Annotated in this window: 14 protein-coding genes; 4 read left to right on the plus strand and 10 right to left on the minus strand. The window is 50.4% G+C overall.

What is annotated here, in order from left to right; translation table 11 throughout:
* Position 1: 1 nt before the first annotated feature.
* Together ICL55_RS11240 and ICL55_RS11245 are read right to left on the minus strand one after the other, a co-directional pair.
* The gene (locus tag ICL55_RS11240) at positions 2 to 1954 is read right to left on the minus strand and encodes a BatD family protein (protein ID WP_188097058.1); all 1953 of its coding nucleotides are present in this window, start codon (positions 1952 to 1954) and stop codon (positions 2 to 4) included.
* 203 nt (positions 1955 to 2157) lie between these two features.
* Entirely contained in the window at positions 2158 to 2859 is a 702-nt protein-coding gene (locus ICL55_RS11245; RefSeq protein WP_188097060.1) for an SDR family oxidoreductase, read from the minus strand.
* Between the two features lie 96 nt (positions 2860 to 2955).
* On the opposite strand from ICL55_RS11245, the gene ICL55_RS11250 reads away from it, so the two are divergent.
* Positions 2956 to 3651: a YjjG family noncanonical pyrimidine nucleotidase gene (locus ICL55_RS11250; protein ID WP_188097061.1), complete on the plus strand. Its 696-nt coding sequence runs from the start codon at positions 2956 to 2958 to the stop codon at positions 3649 to 3651.
* Positions 3652 to 3795: 144 nt separating this feature from the next.
* On the opposite strand, the gene ICL55_RS11255 is transcribed toward ICL55_RS11250, so the two are convergent.
* From ICL55_RS11255 to ICL55_RS11275, 5 genes are all read right to left on the minus strand, one after another.
* The gene (locus ICL55_RS11255; RefSeq protein ID WP_188097063.1) at positions 3796 to 4038 is read right to left on the minus strand and encodes a hypothetical protein; all 243 of its coding nucleotides are present in this window, start codon (positions 4036 to 4038) and stop codon (positions 3796 to 3798) included.
* Positions 4039 to 4065: 27 nt separating this feature from the next.
* Positions 4066 to 4719, minus strand: coding sequence for a phosphatidylserine decarboxylase family protein (locus tag ICL55_RS11260; protein ID WP_169223399.1), 654 nt, complete (start codon positions 4717 to 4719; stop codon positions 4066 to 4068).
* 127 nt (positions 4720 to 4846) lie between these two features.
* Positions 4847 to 5731: a phosphatidate cytidylyltransferase gene (locus ICL55_RS11265; RefSeq protein ID WP_188097065.1), complete on the minus strand. Its 885-nt coding sequence runs from the start codon at positions 5729 to 5731 to the stop codon at positions 4847 to 4849.
* A 66-nt stretch (positions 5732 to 5797) separates the two neighbouring features.
* Positions 5798 to 6043 (minus strand): putative signal transducing protein, encoded by a 246-nt coding sequence (locus ICL55_RS11270; protein ID WP_188097067.1) that lies wholly within the window; start codon positions 6041 to 6043, stop codon positions 5798 to 5800.
* A 27-nt stretch (positions 6044 to 6070) separates the two neighbouring features.
* Positions 6071 to 7021: a CPBP family intramembrane glutamic endopeptidase gene (locus ICL55_RS11275; RefSeq protein ID WP_188097069.1), complete on the minus strand. Its 951-nt coding sequence runs from the start codon at positions 7019 to 7021 to the stop codon at positions 6071 to 6073.
* A 198-nt stretch (positions 7022 to 7219) separates the two neighbouring features.
* On the opposite strand from ICL55_RS11275, the gene dusB reads away from it, so the two are divergent.
* Together dusB and ICL55_RS11285 are read left to right on the plus strand one after the other, a co-directional pair.
* Positions 7220 to 8287 (plus strand): tRNA dihydrouridine synthase DusB, encoded by a 1068-nt coding sequence (dusB, locus tag ICL55_RS11280; RefSeq protein WP_188097071.1) that lies wholly within the window; start codon positions 7220 to 7222, stop codon positions 8285 to 8287.
* A 43-nt stretch (positions 8288 to 8330) separates the two neighbouring features.
* Entirely contained in the window at positions 8331 to 8900 is a 570-nt protein-coding gene (locus tag ICL55_RS11285) for an NUMOD4 domain-containing protein (protein ID WP_188097073.1), read from the plus strand.
* 100 nt (positions 8901 to 9000) lie between these two features.
* Here the strand turns inward: ICL55_RS11285 and ICL55_RS11290 are convergent, their stop codons facing one another.
* A complete protein-coding gene (locus ICL55_RS11290; RefSeq protein ID WP_188097075.1) occupies positions 9001 to 12291 on the minus strand; it encodes a DEAD/DEAH box helicase in 3291 nt (1096 codons plus the stop codon).
* Between the two features lie 87 nt (positions 12292 to 12378).
* Between ICL55_RS11290 and proC the strand changes: the two genes are divergently transcribed.
* Positions 12379 to 13176: a pyrroline-5-carboxylate reductase gene (gene proC / locus ICL55_RS11295; RefSeq protein WP_188097077.1), complete on the plus strand. Its 798-nt coding sequence runs from the start codon at positions 12379 to 12381 to the stop codon at positions 13174 to 13176.
* Here the strand turns inward: proC and ICL55_RS11300 are convergent.
* Together ICL55_RS11300 and ICL55_RS11305 are read right to left on the minus strand one after the other, a co-directional pair.
* Entirely contained in the window at positions 13173 to 13667 is a 495-nt protein-coding gene (locus ICL55_RS11300; protein WP_168870788.1) for a SixA phosphatase family protein, read from the minus strand. The two genes, proC and ICL55_RS11300, sit on opposite strands and share 4 nt — an antisense overlap.
* Positions 13668 to 13848: 181 nt before the next feature.
* Positions 13849 to 15576, minus strand: a complete 1728-nt coding sequence (locus ICL55_RS11305; RefSeq protein WP_246496219.1) for an amidophosphoribosyltransferase — start codon at positions 15574 to 15576, stop codon at positions 13849 to 13851.
* Between the last annotated feature and the right edge of the window lie 142 nt (positions 15577 to 15718).

Raw genomic sequence — 15718 nt, forward strand, 5'->3', positions numbered from 1 at the left:
ATTAGTTTTTGAGCGCGTCTTCCAGATTGCTGATGATGGTCACCGCTTTGGAATAGGTGCCCTGCATTTTGTCGTTGTTATGGGCCGGGGCATACAAGGCCACTTCGCAGTTGTCGATCAGCTCAAACAGGTCGCTGGTATTGGTGCCGTTAATATGACGGGCGGCCAGCTTGTCCTGTATCAGTTGTTTGCTCAGGTCTGCGAAAGGTATTTTCAGTTTATGGCTGAGATAACCCCAAACAGCGCGGGATGTTTCTTCATAGAAAGCTTTGTCTTTGCCTTCTTTGAGGTAACGGGCTGCCAGCTCCAGCCGCTTCAGGGCTACCTTATTAGCGTAGCGATGTTTGAGCAGCGCAGCATTGGTGGTATTGTAATCTTTTCTGCGTTTGTAGAAGATCACGGCGCCGGCGATCAGCAGCGGCAATATCAGCAGCGCATAGAACCAGGGGCTGATGATGAACCAGCTGCGGCTTTTGGTCCATTGCTGGATGCCACCATCAATTTTGACGAGGTCATTTTTGCCTACGCCAAAATCGTGTTTATCTTCTTTTACCCGTTTGCCCTGCGTAATGTCGATGACAAAAGCTTCGGAGCGGAGCGTTTTATAGGCGTTGGCTGCCGGATCGAAGTAAGAAAACTCGACGGCGGGGATGGTATGTTTACCAGCTTCCTGCGGCATAAGCACGTATTCAAACTGCCGGCTACCGGAGAGGGGGTTGCTGTTTTTCTCGATGTCGTCCGTCATTTTGGGATCGTACTTCTCGAATCCGGAGGGCACTTCCACTTTAGGCGCATTGAGCAGGTTTACGTTGCCATGGCCGCTGATGGTTACTTTCAGCGTGAGGGCATCATCTGTGCTGAGCGTGGTTTTATCTACTACGGCAGTCATTTTGAAGTTGCCTACTGCGCCGTTATAGCTCAGCGGACGGCCTTCTACCGGCAATGGTTTTACGTTGATCTTTATCGGATTGCTCTGGATTTTATACGGCACGTCCTGATATTCCACTTCCGGCCGGTTGAAGAAATCGTCGAAGAACGGGTCTTTGAAAGCCGGGTCGTTAAAGAAGTCTTCGAACGGATCGCGGCCGTTACGGTTGCGTTTTCCGTTGCCCACCAGTTTCACGAGCCGTACCTGGTTGTCCACTTCTACCGGGTCCAGTTCCAGTGTGCCGGATTGCAGCGGGAACAGCAGTGTTTTACGAATGGTAAATACCTTGTAGGGCACGCCATTGACACGCTCTTCGGTGGCCTGTGGCGGATTGGGCAGTTCTATGTCTTTTGCAGAGAATCCTTTGAATGCCGGTACCTTGGTGACGCTGGAGTTTGTCGGAAGTCGTGTATAGAGTTTATACGTAGCCGTTAGTTGGTCGCCTTCGTACAGGTTGGTTTTATCTACCTCTACTTTCAGGAAAATATTTTTCTTCAGTTTTTCAGAGATGTCCTCTCCTTTTTTGAGGATACCATCAGACAGCTCTTCACTGATGCCACCACCGCTTTGTGCACGGTGTTGCGGTATCGCCTGCTGTGGCTGTTGTTGTGGCTGCTGCGCCTGTGCGTTGCCTTTCCGTACTTCAATGAGTACCGGATTGGACTTGATAACATTACCGTTTACACGGGCTTGTGCACCGGGGATGGTGAAGCTGCCCACATGCTTGGGCTGCAGTACATAGTTCAGTGCAAAATATTCGGAGCGGCGGCCGTTGAAGATGGATTGACCCTGCATTTGTGAAGGGCCTTGCAGCACTTCAAAGTCTTTAAAGCTGGGCGGTGTAAAGCTGGTGATATTGGTTCCGTTTTCCAGCATGAACTGAATCTGGAAAGGTTCATCCAGGGTAACAGCGTTACTGCTCACGCTGGTGGTAAAGCGGAGATCTTGTGCGCTGGCGCAAACGACCAGCCCCAAACAACACAAAACAGAGAAAATGTACTTCCTTATACTAAATCTGTCCTTCATAGTTATGTCAACAAATTTAACCAAACCCGCTCCGGAAGCGGTGTCAACTGCCGTTAAAACTTAGTTAAAAGATTATATATATCCAATTACAAATTACGAATTACCAATTACGAATGAGGAGCCGTTTGTTGAAAGGTAATTAAGGAAGCTTTTTATAAACATGCCCTTAATTCGTAATTCGTAATTTGCAATTCGTAATTGATTTAAATATCTCCTAACATAGGTCTGAGTTGTATTTCTTCCACAACAGTTTGTTTGGCCAGGGTAAAGGCGCCCCATACTACGCTGGCAATATCTTCAGGAGGCATCATCCTGTCCGGCGGTGCTTCAAAGCCGTCCCAGGAGGCGGTGAGTGTAGGGCCCGGGCTGACGGCGGTCACCCGCACATGGTGGGACATCAGCTCGCGGCGCAGGTTTTTCGTGAATCCGAGCAGGGCATATTTGGTGATACTATAGGAACCGCCGTTGGGATAGGCATGATGGCTGGCGGTGGAGCACATATTGAAGATATGGCCGTGGCGTTGGGCTATCATGAGGGGCAGCAGCTCCCGGGTGAGGTGGTAAGCGCTGTAGACATTGACGGCCATCAGCTTTTCCAGCAGGCCATCGGCTTCTTCATGCAGGGCGCCGGGGATAAAGATACCAGCATTGTTGACCAGTATGTCCACGGTTGACCAGGTATTTTTGATTTTCTGTGCAAAAGCCATCACCTGGGCTTTATCACCCATATCCACGGATTCGGCGATGACTGTTACAGCAGGATTTTTCTCCTGAATAGCTGCCTTTGCAGCGGCCAGCGCGTCTGTATTACGTGCACAGATGATCACGTTGAACCCTTCTGCCGCCAGTCTTTCTGCAATAGCCTTTCCGATGCCTTTGCTGGCACCTGTTATAACTGCGTTCATAATTGCTTCGATTAAAGTGTTAAAATAGTGAATTTTGGTTGAATGACCTTAGTCTGGAAACCCCATCTGTCTGGTATTTTGTACCTTTGCAGCGTTATGAGATATAAACATCTTTTCTTTGACCTGGACCATACGCTCTGGGACTTTGAAACCAACGAACAGGAGACCTTGCTGGAACTTTTCGACAGTCATGGGCTGGCCAATCGCGGCGTACCATCTTTTGAGGCATTTTCCGAATCTTATGTTGGGCACAACGAACGGTTATGGGACCGCTTCCGGAAAGGGTTCATCAACCGGGCAGAATTGCGTGATAAACGTTTCCGTCTGGCATTGCTGGATTTCAAGATCGGTGATGAAAAGCTCTGCCAGGCCCTGAGCACACAGTTTCTGGACATACTGCCCAACAAAAAGGCGCTGTTTCCCGAAACAAAAGAAACGCTGGACTACCTTGCGGCCAAGAACTACCCGATGCATATGATTACCAACGGGTTTGAGGAGACGCAGCTGCTGAAGATGAAGAATGCGGGCATTGAACACTATTTCACGCATATCATCACTTCTGAAGTGGCCGGCAGCCTGAAGCCTTATGCTCCGATTTTCGAGTACGCCATTGCCAAAGCCGGCACTAGTGCGGCAGAAAGCATCATGGTAGGCGATGCGATGGAGCTGGACATCAAAGGGGCGCACGGAGTGGGCATGGACCAGGTGTATTTTAATCCGGCCAAACCGCCGGTAGATTTTACGCCAACGTTTACCATCGGACATCTAAAGGAACTCAGAGAAATCCTGTAGCATTTGGGGATTTTTTGATGTACGATTTTTTGATTTCGTAGATATAAAGAAGAAGACCGAAGCGAGTAGTGATACGCTTCGGTCTTCTTCTTTATCAATATTTTATCAATCTACGAAATCAAAAAATCGTACATCAAAAAATCCCTACATCTTTTTTGTTCTGAGGCTGGCTGTGCGGGAGGGTTGCATACAGCAGCTTTTTTTAGTCTTGTTACAGGCGGCTGTGTTTTGTTGATGCTGCGCCAGCTTTGCTGTGCCGCAGGGAAGCGGTTTGTGTGCTGTTGCGGGGGCCTCTTTGGCGGGAGCCTTGTGACCGGGCTTGTCCTGAGCGGTGGCTGCTCCTGTAGCAAGGAGTAACATAGTCAGTGCAGTCAAAACATTTTTCATACAGTCCTGTTTGTGTCTACTAATATACTAGATTTTTGCGATCACGGTCTGTCCGCCTTTTACCACCTGTTCCAGTTGTACGGCCACTTCAGTGCCTAAAGGAAGGTAAAGGTCCACACGGGAGCCGAATTTGATAAAGCCCATTTCTTCGTTCTGGCTTACCTGCATACCTGGTTTCAGGTAGTTAACGATCCTGCGGGCGAGGGCGCCGGCGATCTGCCTTACCAGGATATCTGCTTTCTGATTGCCGATTACCACAGAGTGTCTTTCATTCTCCGTAGAGGATTTCGGATGCCATGCCACGAGGTATTTACCAGCGTGGTACTGCGACAGTTTCACGGTGCCGCTGATAGGATTGCGGTTCACGTGTACGTTGGCAGGGCTCATAAAGATAGATACCTGCAGGCGTTTATCCTGAAAGTATTCCGGCTCAAAAACTTCTTCTATCACCACCACTTTACCATCGCAGGGAGAGATAACCAGGTTGTCTCCGGTAGTATACTGTCTGGCTGGTACGCGGAAAAAGGACACGATAAAAAGGAAGAACAGGATGGAAAAGATCAGAATGGCGTAGCTCACTGCCGGAATAGAACCCAGCCAGTAAAATACGGCTCCGTTGATCAGCGCCAGTACCAGGAATACAAGGGAAATGGTAGCAAATCCTTCACGATGGATCTTCATTTGTTTTCTTGTTTGTTAGATTTTTATATATATCCCGGCTTTCGCCGGGATGATTAAGCAAAGTGCAAAGTTACTTCAGAAATACTTTTTTCTGTCAGATGAATATAAAATATTGGTTATGTGTATGCTAGGCCATCATAAAGGCATGTACATAAATCCAGGCGAACGGGGTGGCGAGCAGCAGGGAATCGAACCGATCGAGGAAGCCGCCGTGGCCGGGCATGATATTACCGGAATCTTTGACGCCGGCCATGCGTTTGAGCCTGGACTCCAGCAGATCGCCAATGGTGCCGAATATAGCAGCGATGCCTGCCAGCACCAGCCAGTGCTGCAGTGACAGGTATTGCTGGCCCCAGTAGTAGCCATATACGCCGGCAGCGGTAACTGCCAGTATCATCCCTCCTACGGTACCTTCGATGGTTTTTTTAGGGGAGATGGATGGGAAGAAGGGGGTGCGGCCTATGAGAGAGCCTACAATGTAGGCCATGGTATCATTGATCCAGATAAAAATGATGAGCAATAAGGGGATGAGCCAGCCGGGGGCGGTCCCTACATTCTCCGGCGTATAGTGAATATCGATGGCGTTGAGCCGGATATTGACCAGCAGGCTGAAAGGAACCACCGCGTACAGCAGTCCCATGCAGGAGTAGCCTACGTTGCGGGGGGAGAAATCTTTATCGAGTAATATTTCGCCGAGGGGCAATACCAGCAGGAAGATGATGGCGATCCACCAGCCAATGAAGCCGGTAGAGATACCGCCTATCTGAAAATATTCTCCGGTAAAAGACAGCATGATGGCGGAGCCTGCGATGGTAACACCCCATTTGTGCCAGGATGGGATATTGTTATAGCCGGTATCGATCAGGCGCATGAGTTTAAAAAATTCCTGCAGTGCGAAGAAGCTGACCAGGAAAAAGAGCAGAAAGAAGGTAAAGGGACTCCATAAGATACCTCCCAGCATCACTGCCACAAACACCAGCGCAGAGGCAGTGCGGGTAAAAAAAGTCTTCATTATGCGTAGTTCTGTTAATGATTCTGGACCGCAAAAGTGTACAAAATTACCCTGCGGAGCAAATTGCTATTCCGACACCTCGCTGGGGTCACCGGTGGGAAGGTTGTTATGATTATGCACCAGGTCCTTTGCTGTTTGTTCTTCTTTCTCGTGTACATACAATTCCACCTGTCCGGGGAGGGTAATATTGTAGGAAGATGACTGACGATTGATCAGCACTGCGGTGACGCCATTGTCAGCCAGCATACCTTTTACTATCTCCGCCTCAAAGGGACGGTCACTCGAAAATATTTTCACCCAACCTTTTTCCATGGTAATAACGTTTGTCTTCGCGGTAAATTACTGATTTTCATCCACACCGATGTTGTCTATTTGATCGTTGTCACCCTTTTGAACGGGGTCTGTCATGAGCATGGGCGTGGATTTCTGGCGTAGTGCCCACAGCAGGCCGATGGATACCACGAGGCTGAACAGCGCGATGTACCACTCTACCGGCGTGTCTTTGGCGGGATCGGTCTTCACCACGCCATGTTGGAATAAATATATCAGCACCACCAGTGAGCCGTTGTTGAGTATGTGGGCGAAGATGCTTAACCAGAGGTTGCCGCTCAGCACGTAGATGGCGCCCAGAACGAAGCCCAGCACTACCCGGACCATAAAGCCCAGCATTTCGAAATGGATGAAGCTGAAGAAGATAGCGGTCAGGAATACACTGAGCCATACCCTGCGGGTGCTCTTGATGAGCAGGCGCTGGAATACACCACGGAAGAACAGCTCTTCAGCAATGGCGGGCACAATGGCCATCAGCACCAGGTTAATGAAAAGGTCTTTGATGGAAGGCATACGAAGCATGACGCCCACCAGTTTTTCGGCTTGTTCCTGCATGACGCGGGCTGCCTGTGGCACATGCCAGGTCTGGTTCCAGTTGTTCACGAAGCCGCCAAACCAGGTAATGCTGTACATGGCCATCAGTGCCAGCAGTATCTGAATAGCGCCGGGAGCGGGCTTCAGGCCGAGATAACGGCCGGGATAGGGGTGCCACAGATAGGCAAAAAGGCCTGCCGGGACCAGATAAACCACCACTGAATATAAAAACTGCGTAATTTTCAGATAGCCGATAAGGTTAGGGTCTTTAATATCCCCGTTTTGAAGGTCCAGGATGGAATGGCCGGTCAGCGGTTCCATCAGCAACATCAGGGCTGTATTGTACATCAGCATGAAGCCAATGAAGAAACCGAAAAACGTAACAAACTGTAAAGCGGGAGAAGACTGTTTCAGATAACCGGTCATAAATACTTACTGTATTAATTTTGCGTAAATTTACATCGTGAAATCCAGTTTGCAGTGATACCTGGTGATCTCCGTCATCTTTTTGTGTATCCTGCCTGCTTACCTCCGGGAGTAAGGAACTGTCACTTCCCGCTGTGAAAAAGAGTAATATAAAGTATAAAAATAATAACTACGGTCTTGCACTGTGGTATTTAACTTATGGTGAAGATAGGAAATATAGAATTGGGTGAATTCCCGCTGTTGCTGGCTCCCATGGAGGATGTAAGCGATCCCCCGTTTCGTGCGGTCTGTAAAGATAATGGCGCTGACCTGATGTATACGGAGTTCATTTCTTCGGAGGGGCTTATCCGTGATGCCATCAAAAGCCGGCAGAAACTGGATATTTTCCCTTATGAGCGACCGGTAGGCATCCAGATTTTCGGTGGAGATGAAGAGCCCATGGCCATGGCGGCCCAGATCGTGGAGACAACGAACCCTGATCTGCTGGATATCAACTTCGGCTGTCCGGTAAAGAAGGTGGTCTGTAAAGGCGCCGGTGCCGGTATCCTGAAGGATATCCCCAAAATGGTGAAGCTGACGGCTGCCGTGGTGAATGCCACCAGACTGCCGGTGACCGTAAAAACCCGCCTCGGCTGGGACGACAATACCAAAAACATTGAAGAGGTAGCAGAACGGTTGCAGGATGTGGGCATACAGGCACTGACGATCCATGGCCGTACCCGTACCCAGCTGTATAAAGGCCATGCAGACTGGACACTGATTGGTAAAGTGAAGAATAATCCCCGTATAAAAATTCCGATTTTTGGTAACGGTGACATATGTACGCCGGAGCAAACAATAGCAGCCCGGGAGAAATTTGGCGTAGATGGGGTCATGATAGGCCGCGCTGCCATTGGTTACCCCTGGATATTCCGGGAGATTAAGCATTTTATGAAGACCGGCGAACATTTGCCGCCTCCAACTGTTTTGGAAAGAGTAGAAGTCTGCAAAAAGCATCTCCGCCAGTCCGTGTCCTGGAAAGGTGACATTGTGGGAATCCTTGAAATGCGCCGCCATTACGCAAATTACCTCAAGGGATTGCCCCATATTAAAGAATTCAGGCAACAATTAGTAACTTACAAAACATTAGCTGAAATAGAAGACGTATTAGACGCGATTGTTTCACAATACAAGGATCACATTTTCGAAAGGACATCTCCCCCACTAGCTGAACAGAATTTTCTACCGGCTGATAATGAAAAGGCTGGTTGTAACGTTTACGTCTAAACGGACTAACCCCATCAAAACAAAAATTATAAATTACTTTCACATGACCACAATTAAAAATCTGAGAAATGAAGTCTGGAAAGACTTACAGATTAAAAACAAATCTGCCCTGCGTAAGAGATACGCGGTTTCAAACATGGGGAGAGTGATCAGTTATCATGAAAGTACAGAAGATGGTAAGCTGCTCACGGGTTCTACCGTGGAAGGCTATACGGTTTTAAATGTAAAACCGGCGGACAGCTACCAGTCACTCTACCTGCACCGGGAAGTGGCCAAGCTTTTCAACAAAAGACCAGGACGCGCTCACAGATATGTGATTCACCTGGACTATGACAAGAAAAACAACAAGGCCAGCAACCTCAAATGGGCGACCAAAGAGGAAATGGAAGAACACCAGCAGAACAGCCCGGCTAAACTGGCTTACAAGGAAAAACAGCGCAACCGCCTCAAAGGCCTGAAGCTGAATGTGACCAAAGTAAAGAGCATCAAGCGCTTACTGAACAAGCCCGGTAAAAAAACCATGAAGCAGATCGCTGAACAATTTGATATCAGCGAAATGCAGCTGTACCGTATTAAAAGCGGTGAAAACTGGTCTCACGTAACACTGGATTAACGCCTGGTTTGCCAGGAATGATCATATATGATGTTGTCTGACTATGGCCATGCGATGTGTGTGGCCATAGTTGTTAGGTTACTTTTTCGATTTAGCTGTTTTACAGGCTGCCCCTGACCATCTCACCCAGTACCTTCCGGTAGTGCGGGCTCCGGCTCAAAGCCGGTTCATAGCCCAGCAGGACCACCTGTTTTCGTGCACGCGATAACGTTACCAGTAACTTACGGTCTACCTCTATATCTGCTTCATCCCATGTGAAACTGCCCAGGCATTGCAGGGTATCCACCTGTGCGGCATGATAAACCGCCAGGGACACGATAATAATATCGTTTTCCGATCCCTGAAAACGCTCCACCGTGTCTATGTTCACCTGTTGCAGGGCCTTGTCTCCCGCCAGTAGCTCCCGTATCAGACTGATCTGGGTGCGCCACGGCGTGACCACTCCTACCGTATCCCGGCTAAAGGAGTCGCCATACTGTGTTTTAAGATACTGTAGCAGGGAAACGACCCGCTCGGCTTCCGTCTGGTTCATTTTGGAAGTGGCCTCGTAAGGGCTGGGAATAAATATTTTCCTGCCCAGGGTCAGTATGTGCCGCCACGGCGCGGTATCCGGACAGCTACCAGGATCGAAATCCACCCGTTGCTGCGCTCCGCCCGACGCCAGTTGCCCTGCATAATAGTGATTCACCAGGCTGGCAATACTTTCGTGCATCCGGAAATGGGTGTTCAGCATTCCCCATGCGTGGCGCCACTGCGCCTGCTTGCAGCGGTGCATCAGTCTTTCAAAGATGGAGCACCGCAGGTCCCGTATGCCCAGCTCCTGCAACAGCGGGTCTTTTACCCGGCAGAAAGCGGCTTCCTGTGTAACCACCGGTGGTAGCTGGTTCTGGTCACCAATGAGGATGAACTTGCGAAAAGGCATCAACAACCCTAATAGCTGCGGCTCCGTGAGCTGCGAGGCTTCATCTACCATCAGCGTGTCTGTAGGGATGCCCATCATCACCAGTTGTTCCAGCCGGGTGGCCATGGTGGCCACTGTCGCCACAAAAACACGATGCCCGGTGATATAGTTGCGGGCATCGTCCAGCGAGCCTTTCAGGCATAACTCACGGAGTTGCTGCGCAGGCCCGGTACTGCGGCCTCCCAGCCGCAAATGCTGTATCTGCCGGGATTCCAGCTTGCTGCAGATTTCATCTACTGCTTTATTGGTAAACGCCACAATGACTACATGGCGCTGCTGTTTGATCATCTCTCCCACTATGGTGGTGAGCAGCGACGATGTTTTGCCGGTACCGGGAGGGCCCTGCAACAGGTAGTAGTCCTGCGCTTCCAGCGCCTGCTGCACAATCTTCTCCTGATTGGCATTGAACATGGCCGGTGCCGGAAATGGTAAGGGATGCCAACGGGGTATTTCCAATCCGAGCAGCAGGCGGACCCGCTGCGCGTTTGCCGGCGACAGGACGTGGTACAGCGCAGATGCCGCCATCCAGTAATTGGATTCGTAGATATCATGTTCAATTACCCATTCATCAAACTGCCGGAAGAAGTCCAGTGTCATCTGCCGGTTGTTGAGCGAAAAGGTAAGCGTATCCTTCGCAAGGTCATCGATGCGGCCTTTGAGCAGCTGTTGCTGTAATGGCTGCAGCCCCGCTCCGGTGCGCGGATAGATGACGGCGGTATCTCCCGCACGGAAATTATGGCTAACGGGACCGGCTATATCAAAAAGCACAGCACTGTTTACATGATCGAATTCCCGAAAGCGTAACCCGGGGATGATATTAAACCGCGCTGCTTTTTCTGCCGCCGTCTGCAGCCAGAGCGCGGAGAAACCATCTGCGTCCTCTTCCCGGTCCGTTTCGGAATACATGCCGCATTTGGCCTGCAGGTATTCCCGCAGCACAAAGGACAGGTATTGTTTATAGTAGGCTTTGGCTTCATCAGTGGCGGAGTACCAGGCTTTCTCAAACGCGGTGAAATGTACGGCGCTGAATGGTGGCAGCCCCGTAGCGGCGGCGCCGGTAATAGCAGACAACACGCCATACTCCTCTCCTGCCAGTCGCAGCAGCATGGCCACCACCTGATTGCGCAGCAGCATCAGTTCATTTTCGGTGCGGTGCGTGCTGCTGACGTTCCGGAGCGGATTAGCCGCAGCGGCTGAATACAAAATAGCGGAACTGCCTTTGCGCTGCCGGCCGAAGGCGGAACGTAACAACAGGTTATACCCTACCACCTGCATTTCGTGGTTTTTCCAGGTATTGAAATCGGGCGCTTTGCCGCTCTTTAATTCAAATATTTCTTTTCGGTGCGGGTCCTGCTCGTCTTCCGTCATGAGGTCCAGCCTTCCCTGCAGGCCGTAGCGGGCAGAGAAAAAGGTGGGCTCTATCTGTACCGGCTTGTCGCGCAGATCGCGGACGGTGGCGTGGAGATTGCCCCAGTGATGCTGCCGGATGTCGCGGAACATTTCATTGAGCTGCTCCCGGCCGTAGGCGGCGGCTTGCAATACATTTTCTGCCACGGCCTCCACGAAGGAGGTTTTCACGTCTACTTCGCCGTTACGCAGCATCTCGTCCAGCAGGGCGTTGACGAGGTTTCCCTTAAAAGCCGCCGGGGACGCCTGATGCGGCGTCAGTTTCCGGACGAGGTACAGCAGGTGGTTGGCGCCTTTGTGGGTAAAGCACTCTGCCAGGTCACTAATATCGATGAGCAGGTCCGGCTCGAGAATGATCTGGCTTTCGGCAGCTGTCAGATAATGATGCAGATCATCTCCCTGCCGGCAATGATGCACGAGGATAGTGTCGTACGGGCGCAGCAAAGGATACAAGGCTACTACGGTCAGATCGTCCAGCTGGTCCAGCGATAGTTCGAAAGTGCACTGTTCGTCGTTTTTAGCGGAGATGGTGAAAGTATGGGTGCCTTTATCGTTGAGCATCAGCGGACTGGTGCCGGTGACCATACATTTCAACAGCGGGATATCGGAAGGATGATGCTGATAGGACAACGAGAGGCGGGAGCCGCCGGTGTCGCGGAATAGCAGCCGGATATCGTCCGGCGTCGGCTCCTGATAAGCCCAGGCTATCGCTTCGGCGAGTGCTTTAATGCAGCATTGATGCTCCTGTTCCTGCAGGGGGAACATGCCGCTGGTGGCCTTGTTGGTAAGAAGCCGGAGCGCAGACAGTGGCTGCCGGATTTCCGGAGGCACCACCTGTTTATCGAAATAAAACTGCATACGTGCAAACAGGTTGCCGAAAGATCGTGTTTCTTCGCGTGTAAGGTCACGGAAAAGCGTTTCCAGTATCTGCCGGTACTGGCGGATTTTTTCTTCGGGGTTGGTTGAATGATGCGCTTCTTTTATCCTGACGAAAAAAGCGGCTGCCTTATGTGTTGCCTGCATAGTTGCAAGATAACGAATACACGCGGTTTGCATCAGTGGCCCAATTGTTATACCTTCCGTAGGATTTTATCTGAAAAAATAAATGTTATGTCAGCCAAAAAAATAGCCATTATAGGCGGGGGAAATCTGGGTTCTGCCATCGCGCAGGGATTGGTAAAAAGTGGTTTTTCCCAGCCGTCCGATATTACCGTTACCAAACGTAATACCGGTACACTGGCCGATCTGAAGGCCGCCGGTGTGCAGGTGGAAACAGACAATGCGAAAGCCATCCGGCAGTCGGAGGTGATAGTAGTGGCACTTAAGCCCTACAACGTGCGCGAAGTGTTGCAGGAACTGAAAGGTGATCTGGACCCCGCGAAACATATCCTCATTAGTGTGGTGACCGGCGTCAGCATTGCTGACCTGTCGCACATTGTACCGGATATGCCGGTGGTGCGGGCCATGCCTAATACGGCCATTGCCATACAGGAGTCTATTACCTGTATCTGTGCGGCTAATGCCAGCGAAGAGCAGTTGCGCTATGTGAAGACCATGTTTGATCAGCTGGGCGCTACGGTCAGCATCGATGAAAAACTGATGGATGCTGCTACCGTACTGGGCGCCTGCGGTATCGCCTTTGCATTGCGTTTTATCCGGGCCAATATCCAGGGCGGTATTGAAATAGGGTTCGATGTGAGAACAGCCAGCCTGATTGCCGCGCAAACGGTGAAAGGTGCCGCTGAGCTGCTGATCCGTAAGAACCGTCACCCGGAAGAGGAAATCGACAAGGTGACCACGCCGAAAGGCTGTACCATAGCCGGACTGAATGAAATGGAGCACCAGGGCTTCAGCTCATCACTGATAAAAGGTATTAGTACTTCTTATAATAAAATTGTGAAGGGTTAGTTGTTGCGGGGGTAATCGAAGAAGAGGAATTTTTTGCGGGCGAGGTCGAAATCTTTCCAGCTATCGGTATCGGCCTGTATGGCGAAGATGCCGGTAGTTGGTACGTTATCGATGCGGATTTCTTCGGTGAGATAATTGGCAAAGTCCGTGATACCGGGGTTATGTGCGAAGATCGCCACTGCGTTGAAGTCGTCATCTATCTTGGTGATCACTTTGAGGAAGGTGGAAGCGTAACAGAGATAGAGTTCTTCTTCGAGCAGGATAGCCTGTTTAGGATAGTGCCATTCTTCGGCCATGATTTTGGCGGTAGTACGGGCACGTTTGGCGGGGCTGGCAATGATCAGCTCGGGGACCATCCCTCTGGATACGAGGCGTTGGGCCATTTCCGGCGCATTTTGTTTTCCCCGCTTATTGAGCGGTCTGTCAAAATCGTCCATGTCCGGATTGGTCCAGCTGGATTTTGCATGACGGATGAGTAAGAGTGTTTTCATGGGCTGAAAACGGTGATTTACCGGAACGAAAATAAAGAATTTACAGGAAGTTAATGTGTTAGGAGAATAAAGCCAGCCGGAGGGGGATGATTTAAGACAAAATTAACACGGCCGGATACTACTAAAAAAGCGAAGATCAGCAACTGATCTTCGCTTTTTTTATGATGACGGCGTCTTGTTTTTAGTAGCCTCTTTCATTTTTGCCTTCCATGAAGTTCATGAAGGCTTTGTTCACTACGCGGTTACCGCCCGGGGTAGGATAATCACCGGTGAAGTACCAGTCGCCCAGGTTGTTAGGGCATGCCTCGTGGAGGCTTTCGATGGACTGGTAGATGACTTCGACCTTAGCGCCGATACCTTCCGGAGTGAGGATTTCCGCGATTTTAGCGGAGATCTGTTCCGGTGTGAATGGTTTATAGACATTCTTCACCACGTTTTGTGCGTGGAGGGTGTTGGTACGTTGCAGTTCTTTGCACAGGCCATAGGCTTCCTGGAGGATGTGTTCCTTGCCATGGTCTTTCAGCAGGGCGATAGCGGCCTGGAAGGCTACGAAGTCGCCCATTTTGCTCATATCGATACCGTAGCAGTCGGGGTAGCGGATCTGCGGGGCAGAAGACACTACGATGATGCGTTTGGGGCCGAGGCGGTCGAGCATTTTCACGATGCTTTCGCGAAGGGTGGTACCCCGAACGATAGAGTCATCGATCACCACGAGGGAGTCGATGCCGGGTCTTACCGTACCGTAGGTGATATCGTATACGTGTTGTACCATTTCATTACGGCTGGAATCTTCCGTGATGAAGGTGCGCATTTTCACGTCTTTGATAGCGATTTTATCGATGCGGATACGACGGTTGATCATTTCATTGAGCTTCTCCTCGTCGTAGTCTTTGCCCCAGGAGAGGATCCTCTCCACTTTTATTTTGTTGAGATAGTCTTCCAGACCTTTTAACAGGCCATAGAAGGCTACTTCAGCTGTGTTGGGGATGAAGGAGAAGATGGTATTTTTCAGATCGTTGTCGATCGCTTTCAATACGGTAGCAGACAGGTTACGGCCGAGGGAGGTACGTTCCTTGTATATTTTTTCGTCGTTACCGCGGGAGAAGTAGATCCTTTCGAAGGAGCAGGCTTTGCGTTCTTTCGGTTCGAGGATTTGTTCGATGGCGTATTCGCCGTTTTCTTTTACGATGAGGGCGTTGCCGGGCATCAGTTCGAGCACTTCATTTTCGCCTACGTTGAAGGTAGTGCGGATAGCGGCTCTTTCGGAGGCAGCTACGATCACGTCGTCGTTGACATAATAGTAAGATGGGCGGATGCCGTGCGGGTCGCGGATAACGAAGGCGTCGCCGGTACCGATCAGGCCACAGGCGTGGTAGCCGCCGTCGAACAGGGAGAATGCCTGTTGCAGGATATTTTTAACATCGAGGCCATTGCGGCGTTCTTCATCTTCTTTGCAGAGGAAGTGATGAACGGTTTCGAGCATGGCTGCGAGGTCGGAATTTTTGTGGACTTCACCGGGGTTTACCTGAACAAATTTGAAGAGTTCATCGGCATTTACCAGGTTAAAGTTGCCCGCCATAGCGAGGTTACGGGCGGGGATGGTGTTGTAGCGTACAAACGGGTGGCAGAGTTCCACGTTGTTTTTGCCCTGGGTGGCGTAGCGGAGGTGGCCCATCAGGTTTTCACCGAGAAACCGGATATGTCCTTTCAGGAGTCCGGGATATTTGGTGATTTCGGGTTGATATTTTTCGATCTCCTGGATTTCTTCCCGGATTTTACCGAAAATATCGCCGATAGCTTGTGGGGCGGCGCTACGGATCCTGTGCATGAAGGGAACGCCGGGTTCTGTATTAAGCTTTACGGTAGCCACACCAGCGCCGTCCTGGCCTCTGTTGTGTTGTTTTTCCATGAGCAGGTACAGTTTGTTTAGCCCATAGAATACAGTCCCATATTTTTGCTGGTAATAAGAGAATGGTTTTCTTAATCTTATGAATGCCAGGCCGCATTCATGTTTGATCGCATCACTCATCGCTGAAATTTGAAGACGCAAA

Origin of the sequence: Chitinophaga varians, assembly GCF_014529945.1 — a bacterium.
GTDB classification, from domain to species: Bacteria; Bacteroidota; Bacteroidia; order Chitinophagales; family Chitinophagaceae; genus Chitinophaga; species Chitinophaga varians.

Coding starts and splice junctions, on each gene's coding strand:
- ICL55_RS11240 (WP_188097058.1), bottom strand. CDS start 1,954: ATGAAGGACAGATTTAGTATAAGGAAGTACATTTTCTCTGTTTTGTGT.
- ICL55_RS11245 (WP_188097060.1), bottom strand. CDS start 2,859: ATGAACGCAGTTATAACAGGTGCCAGCAAAGGCATCGGAAAGGCTATT.
- ICL55_RS11250 (WP_188097061.1), top strand. CDS start 2,956: ATGAGATATAAACATCTTTTCTTTGACCTGGACCATACGCTCTGGGAC.
- ICL55_RS11255 (WP_188097063.1), bottom strand. CDS start 4,038: ATGAAAAATGTTTTGACTGCACTGACTATGTTACTCCTTGCTACAGGA.
- ICL55_RS11260 (WP_169223399.1), bottom strand. CDS start 4,719: ATGAAGATCCATCGTGAAGGATTTGCTACCATTTCCCTTGTATTCCTG.
- ICL55_RS11265 (WP_188097065.1), bottom strand. CDS start 5,731: ATGAAGACTTTTTTTACCCGCACTGCCTCTGCGCTGGTGTTTGTGGCA.
- ICL55_RS11270 (WP_188097067.1), bottom strand. CDS start 6,043: ATGGAAAAAGGTTGGGTGAAAATATTTTCGAGTGACCGTCCCTTTGAG.
- ICL55_RS11275 (WP_188097069.1), bottom strand. CDS start 7,021: ATGACCGGTTATCTGAAACAGTCTTCTCCCGCTTTACAGTTTGTTACG.
- dusB (WP_188097071.1), top strand. CDS start 7,220: ATGGTGAAGATAGGAAATATAGAATTGGGTGAATTCCCGCTGTTGCTG.
- ICL55_RS11285 (WP_188097073.1), top strand. CDS start 8,331: ATGACCACAATTAAAAATCTGAGAAATGAAGTCTGGAAAGACTTACAG.
- ICL55_RS11290 (WP_188097075.1), bottom strand. CDS start 12,291: ATGCAGGCAACACATAAGGCAGCCGCTTTTTTCGTCAGGATAAAAGAA.
- proC (WP_188097077.1), top strand. CDS start 12,379: ATGTCAGCCAAAAAAATAGCCATTATAGGCGGGGGAAATCTGGGTTCT.
- ICL55_RS11300 (WP_168870788.1), bottom strand. CDS start 13,667: ATGAAAACACTCTTACTCATCCGTCATGCAAAATCCAGCTGGACCAAT.
- ICL55_RS11305 (WP_246496219.1), bottom strand. CDS start 15,576: ATGGAAAAACAACACAACAGAGGCCAGGACGGCGCTGGTGTGGCTACC.